Raw genomic sequence first — 12,950 nt, 5'->3', positions numbered from 1 at the left:
AAATTTATACCACCATGCCATATCGCTACAAAAATTTGGCTTAAAAAGTCTCAATCCCAACCTACACTCCGGCCATCGCGGCTCTAGTTACGCGTCCGAGAATTTCCGACCAATCGTCAACATGAATGGAGTTTTCTCTATGAAATCTGCGACGAGATCGGCCACATCGGCTTTTTTCAGCGCTGCGGAAAGCGACGTATTTCCGCCCACTGGTGGAGTATTGAAACGCATTTTTGACGTTTCTACCGCTCTGACCGCCTTGGTTCTCATCAGCCCGCTCTTTCTGCTGCTGATGCTGCTGGTAAAACTTTCAGACCCCGGTCCCGTCTTCTACGGCCACCGCCGTATCGGCCATAATGGCAAGACCTTCCGTTGCCTGAAGTTTCGCACCATGGTCGTCAATGGTGACAAGGTGCTGCATTCTTACCTGCAGGCCAATCCGAAAGCGATGGAAGAGTGGCGCGCCACGCGCAAGCTGCAGAACGATCCTCGCGTCACCACCGTTGGCTCTGTCCTGCGCAAGCTCAGCCTTGACGAGCTGCCGCAGTTGATCAACATCATCCGCGGCGAGATGAGCGTCGTCGGGCCACGCCCGGTGGTGGAAGACGAGCTCGAGCGCTACGAGACCGCAGCGATCTATTATCTGCAGTCCCGTCCGGGCTTGACCGGTCTTTGGCAGGTGAGCGGCCGAAACGACGTTTCCTACGAAAGCCGCGTCGCCTTCGACACGCATTATGTGAAGAACTGGTCGCTCAGCAGCGACATGGTGATCATCGCCAAAACCATTCCTGCAGTCTGCCTTTCACGCGGCAGCTATTGATGATGACTGGCAGATACCGCGGGATGCGTCCTGCGGTTTTCCCGCGTCCTGCGGGATTGCCTACCGGTAACAGGGAAGATCCTGCATGATTGAATTCCGGCCTTCGACGAGGCTTCTACGTGTCAATTCATCGCTGCGCTGCGCAGCTATTATTGCTCTCAGCCTTGGCGCAGCTGCTACTCCGGCGCTAGCCGAAAACCTTGCCGGATATCATCTAGGCGTCATGGACAAGCTGCATGTGCGCGTTGCCGAGTGGCAAACGGCCGAAGGCACCATTCGCGACTGGTCGATGGTATCGGGCGACTACACCGTCGGCCCTTCGGGCTCGATCTCGGTTCCCTTCATCGGGGATATGCCGGCCGTCGGCAAGACGACGGATCAGATCGCCGAAGCTATCGGTCTCGGCCTGCAGAAGCAATTCGGCCTGCGTGATCGTCCTTCGGCTTCGGTCGAAATGTCACAGTTCCGGCCGATCTACCTTTCCGGAGAGGTCCAGAATCCCGGTGAATATCCGTTCGCGCCCAACCTGACCGTGCTCAAGGCTATAAGCCTCGGCGGCGGCATGCGCCGAGCCGATGCCGGACAGCGTTTTGCGCGCGATTTCATCAATGCCAAGGGTGACGCTGTCGTCTATATGGCGGAGCGTAGCCGCCTGTTGATGCGCAAAGCGCGCCTGATGGCCGAATTGGCCGGCAAGGACGATATCGACGTCCCCACCGAGCTCAAGCAGCTGCCGCACATGGCGGATCTGCTCGCGAGCGAGAAGGCGCTGATGGATACGCGTGCCAAGCGCATGACGACGCAGCTGCAGTCCCTAGAAGATCTGAAGACGCTTCTGCAAAACGAAGTCGAGGCGCTTTCGAAGAAGAACGACACGCAGAGCCGTCAGCTTGATCTGGCCAAGGCCGACCGCGACAAGGTCGAAAGTCTGGCCGAGCGCGGGCTGGAGCTTGCCTCCCGCCGAATCTCCGCCGAACAGCGCGCCTCCGATCTGGAAGCTACACTCCTCGATACGGAAACCGCCGCGCTGAAAGCCAAGCAGGATATCAACAAGGCCAATCAGGACGAGATTACTTTGCGCAACGACTGGCAGAGTTCGCTGGCCCGGGACATGCAGGATACCGACACGCAGCTGGAGACGCTGCAGCTCAAACTGTCGACCAGCCAGTCCCTCATGCAGGAAGCTGTCGCTCAATCGGCCGATGCCGGCAATCTCGACCCAAGCGGCCCCGGGGTGAGCATCTCCTACACCATCATTCGTGACGACAACGGGCAATCGAAGGAAATACAGGCCCAGGAAAACACGCAGGTATTGCCCGGCGATCTGATCAAGATCAGCACCGGGCTTGCCATTCGATAGGAAAATCGATGCGGATAGCCAAATCGATCTTTATCCGTCCTGGCAGCAACGCCGCCTACGGCACGGTGGCGATTACCCTGTCCTTCTTCGTTTTTGCCTACTCCTCCCGCTTCGGTCAGCCCTCGATCCTGCTCTACTACGCGCTGTGGTTTCCGCTTGTCATGATGGACTACCGGAACGTACTTGGCAGCTATCACAGGCAGCTCTGGCTTTTTGCCTTCGGTTTCTTCACCTTTCTGTCGATCTTCTGGTCGGTCGTCCCCCCGACGACGGCACGGGCATCCATCCAGTATATGACGCATATCTTCTGCGCCCTGGTCGCCATGCGCACGCTCGATATCCGCACGCTGACACGCGGCGCGATCGTCGGCACCGGCATCGTGCTGCTCTATTCCATGTTGTTCGGCTACTATGCCTATGATCCCATAGACGGAACCTACAGTTTCGTCGGCGCCTTCGATTCCAAGAACCAGCTCGGCTTCTATGCTTCGCTCGGCATCTATTTCGCCTTTGCCGCCGTCTTTGTTCTGGGCGAGCGGCGGATCTGGATGATCGGTGCTGGAATTGCCGGTCTGTTATCGGCCTATTGCCTGCATGCCTCGGCATCGGCAACATCAGTTCTGACGACGATGTTGGTCGTGCTCTTGTGCGTGAGCCTGCGTATTATCCTATATCTGTCGCCCAAACAGCGGAAAAGGCTGTTTGTGACGGTAGCCGTGGTCGGGGTCATCCTTGCGGTCGCGGGCGTCTACCTCGGTGCGGTCGATCTCGTCCTCGGCGCCTTCGGCAAGGATTCCACGCTCACCGGGCGCACTTATCTCTGGCAACAGGGCATCGCGACTGCGCAGCAGAATCTCCTCTTCGGCGTCGGCTACCAGGCGTACTGGGTACAGGGCTTTTCTGAGCCCGAACGGCTGTGGGAGGAATTTTACATTGCCTCGCGCGCGGGCTTCCATTTCCACAACACCTATATCGAGACGATGGTCGAGACCGGGCTCATTGGTGTGTGCCTGCTCGCCTCCATCCTGCTGACGGCTGTGATCGGCCATATCAGCCGCTTTCTGAGCGATGTCAGAAACGACGAATCCTATCTGCTTCTGGGAATTGCGACGCTTTTGCTGATCCGGTCTTTCGTGGAGATCGATATTCTGAATCCGTACCATGTCGGTTCCTTCCTGTTTTATTTCACGGCAGGAAAGCTTTCCATGCGAACACGTATTCCTGCGAAGGCGCCCCCGCACATGGGCGAGCAGATGCCATTCGCGCCGCCGGTCAATTGGGAGCCGCGAACGGGCCAATGAAGACGCTTTACGGCATCCAATATCTGCGTGCTCTTGCTGCTCTTGCGGTCGTGCTGTTTCATGCCGCCGAGCGCAGCGGCGGCCATTTCCGCATCGGCGCCGCCGGCGTTGATGTCTTCTTCGTCATCAGCGGCTTCATCATGTGGACCATGAGCGAGCGCCGCCCCGTGACGCCGCTGCGTTTCGTGCTCGACCGGCTGCAGCGCATCGCGCCATCCTACTGGATCGTGACCATCATCATGATTGCTGGCGCCGTGCTGGGACTGTTTCCGAACATGAAGCTGACGGCGAGCCATATATTCAGTTCGCTGTTGTTCATTCCCGTCAGGTCGCCCAGCAGCGGCGAGATATGGCCTGTGCTGGTGCAGGGATGGACGCTGAATTTCGAGATGTTCTTCTATGTGATCTTCGCGGCCTGCCTGCTCCTGCCGCAGCGCCTGCGGCTCGGCAGCTTGATCGGCATCTTTGCCGCTTTCGTCGCGATCGGCGCTCTCATCCATCCGCAATCGCCGATGCTTGCCACCTATGTCAGACCGATTATTCTGGAATTCGTGGCAGGCGCAGTGCTTGCCCGGTTCTGGTTGAAAGGACATGTTCCTAGCATTGGCGTTGGCCTCGCGTTGGTGATCGTATCGATCGCCGGTTTTGCCGCCATCGAGCTGCTTGCCCTCGACTTCAACGAGATGACGTGCGGTCCGCTTGCCGTCGCCCTGGTCCTCGGCACGGTCTCCATTGAGCGCAGCGGCAAGCTGCCATCCGTCCCTCCCCTCACCTATCTCGGCAACGCGTCCTATTCGATCTATCTCTGGCATACGCTCGCGATCTCGGTGATCGTCAAGCTGCTGTCGTCGCTACAGATACCGTCAGACGCCGTTACCTTCGTCAGCGTCATCTCCGGCACGCTCCTCGGCGTTGTCGCCTATGAAGCCGTCGAAAAGCCGTTGCGCAATCTGCTAAAGGGCCTGAGTTGGCGGAGATCCCGGCCCTCACCGGCCTGAGACCTGACGGGCTGCGCTTCTCGCTCTCATACCTGCTGGAGATCATCATCCATCGCCCCTGCGTGCCACTTGCATTCGGGACTATATGGGCTCCGGTCGGCGCCACGTTTTGGGCGATCGTCCAACCCGATCGTGAGGCCCTTGTTTCGAACAGCAATCGGGCGGGGTAGCCCGCCCGATTTGGCTGCATCGCGTATCAATTACACTGCTAAGCGCGGCGGCGGCGCAGCTGATCGAAATAGACGATCACGATGATCAGGACGCCCGTGATAATGCGCTGCCAGAAGGAGTTGAGGTTCAGCAGGTTGGCGCCATTGTTGATGGTCGCCAGGATGAAGGCGCCGATCAAAGGGCCGTAGACCGTCCCGACGGCGCCGAACAGGCTGGTGCCACCGATCACCGAGGAGGCGATCGCCTGCAGCTCCCAGCCGTCGGCCTGGGTGGCATTGCCGATGGCGATGCGCGAGGCAAGCAGAATGCCGACGAAGGCGGCACAGGTTCCCGACAGGATATAGGCGAGATAGATCATCCAGTTGACGTTGACGCCGGACAGGCGTGCCGCCTCGCGGTTTGAGCCGACGGCGAAGAGATAACGGCCCCAGCGGCTCAGATGCAGGAAGATGACAGCCGGAATCGCTACCAGGATCACCATCCAGAACAGGCTCGGGATGCCCAGGAAATCGGACACTGCGAAATTGCTGAAATCGTCATTGACGATGTTGATCGTCGAGCCGTTGGTAATCAGCAGCCCTATGCCGCGAAGCGAGGTCAGCGTTGCCAGCGTGATGATGAAGGGCGGCAGACCCATGCGCACGATGCCGAACCCATGAAATGCGCCGATCAGTACCCCGAACAACAAGGTAATGAGGATGGCGGACCACACCGGGAAACCCGCCTGCAACAGCCAGGCGATGATGACGGTACAGAAGCCGACGATCGCGCCGACGGAAAGATCGATGCCCGCCGTGATGATGACAAAGGTCTGGCCAAGCGCAAGAATGGCCGTCATCGAGCCCTGACGCATCAGATTGGTTATGTTGAGCGGCGTCCAGAACTTGTCGGTCCAGAATCCGAGAACAATCCAGAGCGCCAGAAGCAGCAGGATCAGCGTCAGGCTGAAGAGGATGTTCATCTTGCGCCGCGGCGCTACGGTCGGGCCTTCTGTCGTATTCGCGGCCATTTTTTTCTCCCTCTTTAGACTTGTTTATCGTTTAGACGCCAATCGCTTCGCCAAGGACTTCCTCATGCGTTGCCGCGTGGAAATCATGGCTGGCAACCAGCTGGCCGCTACGGAAGACGTGCAGGCGATCGGCCAGCTCATAGACTTCCGGCAGATAAGACGAGATCACGATGATGCCGGCGCCATCACGAAGCAGCTTGGCAAACAGGCGATAGATCTCGGCCTTGGTTCCGACATCGACGCCGACCGTCGGCTCATCGAAGATGAAGAGCTTGGCGCCGTGGCTCAGCCATTTGCCGATGACGACCTTCTGCTGGTTACCACCGGACATGGCGGAGACCAGAACCCGTCGGCTCGGCGTCTTGATGCTGAGATCGCGGATCTGCTTGTCCGCATTGGCCGCTTCGCTCTTGTTATTGATGATCGGGCCATGGCTCAGCCGCTCGAACACGGGCAGATTGATGTTGAGGCCGATCGGCAGGTTGAGACAAAGCCCCTGATCGCGCCGGCTTTCGGGCGCCAGTGCGATGCCGAGCTCCATCGCGTCGCGCTCGTTGCGGATATTGACCTTGCGCCCCTGCCAGTAGATTTCGCCTGCAGAAAGCGGTTGGCGTCCATAAAGACCGAGCGCGAATTCGCTGCGGCCGGCTCCGATCAGCCCGTAGAGGCCGACGATCTCGCCGGCACGGACGCTCAGCGAAACATTCTCGAAACCGGGGCCGGAAAGGCCGCGCGTTTCAAGGATGGTGTCGCCAATCGGGATTTCTTCTTTGTGATAGATCTGATCGATGGAACGATTGATCATCAGCTTGATCAGCTCGTCATCGTTGGTTTCTGCGATCGTGCGGGTGCCGACATGCGTGCCGTCGCGCAGGACGGAGACCCGGTCAGCGAGCTCGAACACCTCTTCCATGCGGTGGCTGATATAGACGATCGTTACGCCCTCGCCCTGAAGCCGACGGATCAGCTTGAACAGCTGCGCCGATTCCTGACGGGTGAGATAGGCGGTAGGTTCGTCGAAAATCAGAAACTGCGTACCGCGCATCGCGGCTCTTGCCGTTGCCACCAGCTGCTGCTGGCCGATCGTGAGCGAGCTCAAGAGTTCGCCGGCTGGCAATCCGAAACCGAGATCGTCGAGCACGGTCTGCGCCATCGCCACCATCTGCTTCTTGCGCATAAGGCCGAAACGATTGACCTCATCCCCAAGGAAGAGATTGGCCGCGACCGTCAGGTGCGGGCAGAGCACCACCTCCTGATGAACCGCGTTGATGCCGCGGGCGATCGCCTCGTTCGGCGTTGCGAGCGCAACCGGATGACCACACCAGAAAATCTCACCCGCCGTTCTCGTAATGACGCCGGTCAGGAGCTTGATGAGCGTCGATTTGCCGGCACCGTTTTCACCGACAATCGCGTGAATTTCTCCTGCGAGAAACGTTATCGTTGCGGGCTTCAGCGCCTCGACGAAACCATAGCGTTTCTGCAGGCCCTTAAGCTCAAGGATGGGCGAACCGGCCCGAATTCGGTTTGCTTCTGTTTTGACGGTGTCGTCGTGCCGATGGCTGATTTCTTCCAGGCTCGTCATGGGATCTCCTCGCTCTCGCATCGCCGCGCGGCCACCTTGGGAAAGCGACCAGACGAAAGGGCCGCGCCCGATTTCGCGGGCGCGGCCCTTAGACTTACTTGACCTTCGGGTTCAACAGAGCGTCGATCTTCGGATCGCTCATATTCGCCTTGGTGACGAGATTGGCGCCAGTGTCGACGTTGGCGGCAACCTTTTCCTTCTTGGAAGCGGCAAGCGCCGTCTTGATGCCATCGTAACCCATGCGGTAGGGATCCTGCACCACCAGGCCGGCAAGAACGCCCGACTTCAGGAAGCCGACGGTCTTGTCGTCACTGTCGAAGCCGATGACCTTGATCTTGTCACCGAGCTTGTTTTCTGCGATCGCCTGGCCGACACCCTGTGCCATGATCAGGTTGGAGGCGAAGACGCCGACCAGTTTCGGATTGGCGGTGATCAGGTCGGTCATGATGTTCAGGCCGGTGGTTGCCTGGCCGTCCGCATACTTATCGGCAACGACCTTGAGGCCCGGATACTTGCTCTTGACCTCTTCCAGGAAGCCCTGGCGACGCTGGTCGAGAGAGCCGACACCCGGAAGGCTTGTGATGATGGCGATTTCACCCTCTTCCTTGCCGGTAACTCCCTTGACAGCGGCGGCAAGACCGTCAGCGGCAATACGTCCGCCCTGAACGTTGTCGGTGGTCAGGAACGAGATGAAGGATTTGGAATCGGCGGCAGAGTCGATACCGACGACCGGCACGGACTTGGCGGCTTCATCCACAGGCTTGCCGAGCGCCTTGAACTCGGTCGGCGAAATGACGACCGCAGCCGGCTTGCCGGCGACGGCGTTTTCGAGAATGCTGATCTGGCCGTTGATGTCGGATTCCGATTGAGCACCGAGTTCCGGCACCTTCACGCCGAGATCCTTGCCTGCCTGGCGGGCGCCGGCAAGAACGATCTGCCAGTAGAAGGATGTCGTATCCTTGACGATGATCGGGATGGTCACGTCGGCCGCGAAGGACTGCATGGGCATCGCCATGGCGATGACGGCAGCGCCGGCAAGGCCGGCAAAGCTGCGGCGGGACAGAAGTGACTTGGCAATTTTCATCTGCTTCTCCTCTCAAAGCGCTCTATTCTCCTGCACACCCGCCGTTGAACGCTTACGGCTCGGTATCGTAACGCCCTGAGGCATCACGCTTGGCTCGGTGGAACTGCCACTGACGCCAAAACAGGCTTTCCTCCTCTACGAAGCCGCCTCTCCGGCCGGCTCGATAGCTCTCAATTTACTAGACTCTCACAGCCTCGTCTCCCAAAGGAGGCGCGACCACAGTCAACCCTTCGAATTCCTCATACAGGCGGTCGGGAAGCCTTGGCTCCATCAGCTGCATATTGCGAACAAGACTTTCGGGCTTCGCCGTACCGATCAGAACCGAGGCCACGCTGGGACTGCGCAGCGGGAACTGAAGCGCCGGCTGGGCAAGCGGCAGACCGTGCTTGCGGGCAATCTCCTCCATCGCTCCGACCTTGGCCAAAATATCCGGCGTCGCCGGCAGGTAGTCGAAATGCGCGCCGGGCACGGGTCCTGTCGCCAGAATGCCGGAATTGAAGACGCCGCCCACGACCAGCGATGTTCCCTTCTTCTCGCAAAGCGGCAGCAGCTCGGCAACAGCTGAACGATCCAGCAGCGTGTAACGGCCGGCAATCAGGATGCAATCGATATCGGCCGCATGCATTACATCCAGGCAGACCGGTATCTCATTGACTCCGAGACCATAAGCCTTGATCGCGCCCGACGACTTCAACTCCTCAAGAGCTTTCAGCCCGGAGCCTAGAAGCTGGCCGAGATAGTGCTCATTGAGCGCTTTGCCGTGGGTATAGCCGCCGATATCGTGGACATAGAGAATATCGATGCGGTTAAGGCCGAGACGGGCATAACTGAACTCTACCGAGCGCATGATGCCGTCATAGGAATAATCATAATCGGCATCGAAAGGCAGGGGATCGACATAACCGTAGTTCGGCACCTTGTCGGTCGGCACCGGGCGCATGAGGCGGCCGACTTTCGTTGACAAAACATAGCTGTCTTCAGGCTGATCACGCAGGAAATCGCCGACGCGACGCTCGCCGAGGCCGAAGCCATACCAGGGAGCAACGTCGAAATAGCGGATGCCGCTGTTCCATGCGGCCTGCAGGGTCGCCATTGCCTGGTCGCGGGGGCAGGCGCGATAGAGGCCGCCCAGCGCCGCAGCGCCAAAGCTAATCTCTGTGACCTCAAGGCCCGTCCTGCCGATTGTTCTCGTCTGCATCACCTCTCCCTTGTGATGGCCGCCATTTCAATTTCGGTGGCGTTAACGGAGGCTCTCGACATCCATCGCCATTGATTTTGTTTTTTATCTACAATAAACATTTTGGTGTCAACGAGGAAATCATGGGGACCGTCGCGGGAGACGACGGAAACTGCGGTTTCGACAGAACTCCTGCAATTGACTGCCATCGGGACATGGTTCAGACAGCGCCACCGGCAAAGAGCGGCGACGAGACGTGAGGGGGAAATGGCAAGGCAAAACACGCTCTTCAAGGAAGCCTATAATCGCTATGCGGCTCGCCTGAAGCTCGATACCGAGCTGCCGAGCGAGCCTGAAATCGCAGCCGAACTTGGCGTCAGCCGCAGCACGGCGCGAGCGATCCTCATGCGTCTAAGCGACGCTGGCATCATTCTGTGGAACAAGCGGCAGAAGACAGTGCTTCGCCTGCCGACCCAGGCGGATTTCTTCCCTAAGGAAGAAACCGATTCCCTGCACAATATCATCGAGCGCAGCTTCATGACGCGCATCATGTCCGACGAAGCCCAGCCGGGCATGCAGATCAACGAGCTGGAACTGGCGCGCGAAATCGGCACGGGCACCTCCGTCGTTCGTGAATTCCTTATCCGTTTCAGCCGCTTCGGCCTGATCGAGAAGCGGCCGAACAGCCACTGGATTCTCAAGGGCTTCACCAGCGAATTCGCACTCGAGCTTGCCGACGTGCGCGAAATGTTCGAGCTGCACTCGGCGGCCGAGTTCGGCCGCCTGCCGGCCAATCATCACGCCTGGGAGGATCTCAAGGCGATCGAGCAGGAACACCATGAACTGCTTAAAGATTTCGACGCGCACTACCGCGATTTCTCGCGCCTTGACGAAAAATTCCATCTCCTCATCCATCGCGCCTCGAAGAACCGCTTCATCACCGAGTTCTACGACGTCATTGCCATCATTTTTCACTATCACTATCAGTGGAACAAGGCGTTTGCCCGCGAGCGGAATGCCCGCGCCGTGGCGGAGCATCTCGACTATATCGAAGCGCTGCAATCGCGCGACCAGCAAAGGATCGATGCCGCCTGCCGCCTGCACCTTGCCTCGGCGCGACAGACGCTGTTGCAGTCGATCCCGCAAGCCGCAGGCGAAATTGCCGGCTCCGCCGCCTGACCGCAGGCCGGCAGCGCGTTATTTTGCGGTAAAGCTCACGCTTTGACGGGCAAAGCGCGGAGATGAGACTTCGAGCTTGATCGCACCGGCTTCTCCTGTTGCCTGCAGCCAGAAACCCGTGGTCCCGCTCTGGAATGCCACCGTTTCCGGCCCGATGACCTTCGCCGGGCCATCAACCTTGATCGTGATGGCTTCATTGAGGAAAGGAAGACGCGAGCCGGCCTGATCGAGCGCGCGAACGATAACGCGCACCGTATCGCGCTCGCCTGCGCGCAGCGTATCGGCATCGGCTTCCACCTGCAGCGAGGTCGGCAGCGGATTGGCGACCATGTGTTGCTCCACCGCCGGCTTGCCGCCGATATAGCCGGTGAAATGCACGTCCTCCCACTCCATGCCCCATACGCCGAGTTCGTCCGGCGTGAAGGAGCGGTGATCGAAAACGACGGGCGGGTGCGGTAGATGCGGGAACGTTTCCCGGTCCGGACCGAGACGCTTGGTCAGAGAACCGTAGCGCAGCTCGACCTCGTCGCAATTGGTGAGCACGATCAGCGGCAGGGCGCCGCCGATATTGCGCTCGCCGCGTGCCCAGATCGTGACCGGCTTCATGACGACCTCTTCGGAGGGCTCGCACTGGCTGGTATAGACATAGGCGGCGAATTTCGGCTCGCGGAACATGTCCATGACGCCATGGTAGCAGATGCGGTCGCCCGAGCCGAAATCGCTATGGGTATTATAGTCGAACATGCACCAGCCGATCGCGCCTGAGATCGATGGGTCACCATAGGCGGCATTCAGAACTTCCAGATGCCGGCGCACATGCTCGGCTTGGCGCTGCTCCTGATCATAGATTTTCGTCGGATACATATGGCCGCCGAATTCGGTGATCAGATAGGGCACATCCTTGGAAAGGCCGGTATTTTCCTGCTGCGGCCTCAGCGGCGTGCGCGGCCGGTTGGCGCCGGGCAGTTCCTCATTGCCAAGGATGAAATCATTCATCGTATAGACGTCCTCGAGCATTTCGCTTTCGGTGATGTAACGCACGCCGCCGGTCTGGCGCGTGGGATCGAGCTCGCGCGCCAGACGATTCGTCTCCGTGTAGAAATCATGCGAATCCTGGGATTCGTTGATACGCACGCCCCAGATGACGATGGACGGATGGTTCCAGTCGCGCTCGATCATGCGCCGTACATTGCGGATCGATTCCTGCTGCCATTCCTTATCGCCGATATGCTGCCAGCCGGGGATTTCCTCGAAAACCAGCAGGCCGATACGGTCGCAATGATCGAGGAACCATTTCGACTGCGGGTAATGCGAGGTGCGCACGATATTGCATTTCAGCGTGCGCTTCATGATTTCGGCATCGCGCTCCTGGGCGGAACGGCCCATGGCATAGCCCACATAGGGGAAGGCCTGATGGCGGTTGAGGCCGCGCAGCTTCAGCTTCTTGCCATTCAGCAGGAAATCTTCCGCGGTGAAGTTCGCCGTGCGGAAGCCGAAAGTCGCGGCAAGACGGTCCATCCCGTGCTCGCTCGCAAGCTCCACGTCGGCGGAATAGAGGACGGGATTGTCGAGCTCCCACAGCGAAAGGCCGGAAAGGTCGGCGAAGCGGAGCGTCACGCTTCCACCCGAGGTGTCAGCCTGGCCGGAAGCGATGGCTACGCCGTCGGCAGATCGCAAAGTAACCGTCACCGTACCTTTAAAAGCAAGATTTTGCGGATTGGAGATGTCGCAGCGCACCGTCGCGGATTTGCGGTTGGAAAGGACATCCGTCGTCTCGACCTTGATATTGGCGACGGAGACGGGCGCGGCAACCTTCAGCCAGACATCGCGATAGATTCCGGCATAGGTGAGATAATCGATCCGGCCGCCGAAAGGCGGGATCTGCGGATTCTCGCTGCCGTCGATCTTGACCGTGATCAAATTCTCACCCTTGCGCAGGCGGCCGGTCAGGCGGGCCTCGAACGGCGTGTAGCCATCCTTGTGGGCAACGATTTCCTCACCGTTCAGATAGACGACGGCATCGGCCATGGCCGCATCGAAGATCAGCGATACCTCGCGGCCTGCGAAGGCCTCGTCCCAGTTGATGATCTTCTGATAGGTGAAGGCGCGCTGATAGGATTTCTCGTCGAAATAGTTGAAAGGCAGTTCGACGGCCGTATGCGGCAGCGTAACACTCTGCCCTTCCTGCTGGCGACCGGCATCCTCGGGCGAAAACCCTTCATGAAACGTCCAGGATTCATTGAAGGCGACAACAGAACGCATATTCAAT

The 12,950-nt window shown here is 59.1% G+C and carries 10 protein-coding genes; 5 read left to right on the top strand and 5 right to left on the bottom strand.

All coding sequences use genetic code 11. From position 1 onward, the window contains the following. The first annotated feature begins 139 nt into the window (after positions 1-139). The 4 genes from FHX05_RS19750 (at position 140) to FHX05_RS19735 (ending at position 4,479) form a co-directional block, all read left to right on the top strand. Positions 140-820: a sugar transferase gene (locus tag FHX05_RS19750; RefSeq protein WP_112608744.1), complete on the top strand. Its 681-nt coding sequence runs from the start codon at positions 140-142 to the stop codon at positions 818-820. Positions 821-905: 85 nt separating this feature from the next. After that, the gene (locus tag FHX05_RS19745) at positions 906-2,180 is read left to right on the top strand and encodes a polysaccharide biosynthesis/export family protein (RefSeq protein ID WP_112608742.1); all 1,275 of its coding nucleotides are present in this window, start codon (positions 906-908) and stop codon (positions 2,178-2,180) included. An 8-nt stretch (positions 2,181-2,188) separates the two neighbouring features. Next, positions 2,189-3,481, top strand: coding sequence for an O-antigen ligase (locus FHX05_RS19740; RefSeq protein WP_183873969.1), 1,293 nt, complete (start codon positions 2,189-2,191; stop codon positions 3,479-3,481). Then, positions 3,478-4,479 (top strand): acyltransferase, encoded by a 1,002-nt coding sequence (locus FHX05_RS19735; protein WP_183873967.1) that lies wholly within the window; start codon positions 3,478-3,480, stop codon positions 4,477-4,479. The genes FHX05_RS19740 and FHX05_RS19735 overlap by 4 nt, the downstream gene beginning before the upstream one ends. Positions 4,480-4,687: 208 nt before the next feature. On the opposite strand, the gene FHX05_RS19730 is transcribed toward FHX05_RS19735, so the two are convergent. The 4 genes from FHX05_RS19730 to FHX05_RS19715 form a co-directional block, all read right to left on the bottom strand. Further along, positions 4,688-5,659, bottom strand: coding sequence for an ABC transporter permease (locus FHX05_RS19730; protein WP_112335828.1), 972 nt, complete (start codon positions 5,657-5,659; stop codon positions 4,688-4,690). 31 nt (positions 5,660-5,690) lie between these two features. Next, complete coding sequence (locus tag FHX05_RS19725; protein ID WP_112608736.1) at positions 5,691-7,241, bottom strand: sugar ABC transporter ATP-binding protein; 1,551 nt, start codon at positions 7,239-7,241, stop codon at positions 5,691-5,693. Between the two features lie 94 nt (positions 7,242-7,335). Further along, positions 7,336-8,325, bottom strand: coding sequence for an ABC transporter substrate-binding protein (locus FHX05_RS19720; RefSeq protein ID WP_112335830.1), 990 nt, complete (start codon positions 8,323-8,325; stop codon positions 7,336-7,338). A gap of 178 nt (positions 8,326-8,503) precedes the next feature. Further along, entirely contained in the window at positions 8,504-9,523 is a 1,020-nt protein-coding gene (locus FHX05_RS19715; protein ID WP_112608732.1) for an aldo/keto reductase, read from the bottom strand. A 246-nt stretch (positions 9,524-9,769) separates the two neighbouring features. Here FHX05_RS19715 and FHX05_RS19710 point away from each other — a divergent pair, with 246 nt between their 5' ends. Then, positions 9,770-10,681: a GntR family transcriptional regulator gene (locus FHX05_RS19710; protein WP_112399597.1), complete on the top strand. Its 912-nt coding sequence runs from the start codon at positions 9,770-9,772 to the stop codon at positions 10,679-10,681. 18 nt (positions 10,682-10,699) lie between these two features. Here FHX05_RS19710 and FHX05_RS19705 read toward each other — a convergent pair whose 3' ends face one another. Continuing rightward, on the bottom strand, positions 10,700-12,943 hold the full coding sequence (locus tag FHX05_RS19705; RefSeq protein WP_183873965.1) for a glycoside hydrolase family 2 protein: 2,244 nt from the start codon (positions 12,941-12,943) through the stop codon (positions 10,700-10,702). Positions 12,944-12,950 lie beyond the last annotated feature (7 nt).

Origin of the sequence: Rhizobium sp. BK491, from assembly GCF_014194925.1 — a bacterium.
Lineage (GTDB): Bacteria > Pseudomonadota > Alphaproteobacteria > Rhizobiales > Rhizobiaceae > Rhizobium.
This window is presented reverse-complemented; position numbering and strand designations above follow the sequence as displayed.

Coding starts and splice junctions, on each gene's coding strand:
- FHX05_RS19750 (WP_112608744.1), top strand. CDS start 140: ATGAAATCTGCGACGAGATCGGCCACATCGGCTTTTTTCAGCGCTGCG.
- FHX05_RS19745 (WP_112608742.1), top strand. CDS start 906: ATGATTGAATTCCGGCCTTCGACGAGGCTTCTACGTGTCAATTCATCG.
- FHX05_RS19740 (WP_183873969.1), top strand. CDS start 2,189: ATGCGGATAGCCAAATCGATCTTTATCCGTCCTGGCAGCAACGCCGCC.
- FHX05_RS19735 (WP_183873967.1), top strand. CDS start 3,478: ATGAAGACGCTTTACGGCATCCAATATCTGCGTGCTCTTGCTGCTCTT.
- FHX05_RS19730 (WP_112335828.1), bottom strand. CDS start 5,659: ATGGCCGCGAATACGACAGAAGGCCCGACCGTAGCGCCGCGGCGCAAG.
- FHX05_RS19725 (WP_112608736.1), bottom strand. CDS start 7,241: ATGACGAGCCTGGAAGAAATCAGCCATCGGCACGACGACACCGTCAAA.
- FHX05_RS19720 (WP_112335830.1), bottom strand. CDS start 8,325: ATGAAAATTGCCAAGTCACTTCTGTCCCGCCGCAGCTTTGCCGGCCTT.
- FHX05_RS19715 (WP_112608732.1), bottom strand. CDS start 9,523: ATGCAGACGAGAACAATCGGCAGGACGGGCCTTGAGGTCACAGAGATT.
- FHX05_RS19710 (WP_112399597.1), top strand. CDS start 9,770: ATGGCAAGGCAAAACACGCTCTTCAAGGAAGCCTATAATCGCTATGCG.
- FHX05_RS19705 (WP_183873965.1), bottom strand. CDS start 12,943: ATGCGTTCTGTTGTCGCCTTCAATGAATCCTGGACGTTTCATGAAGGG.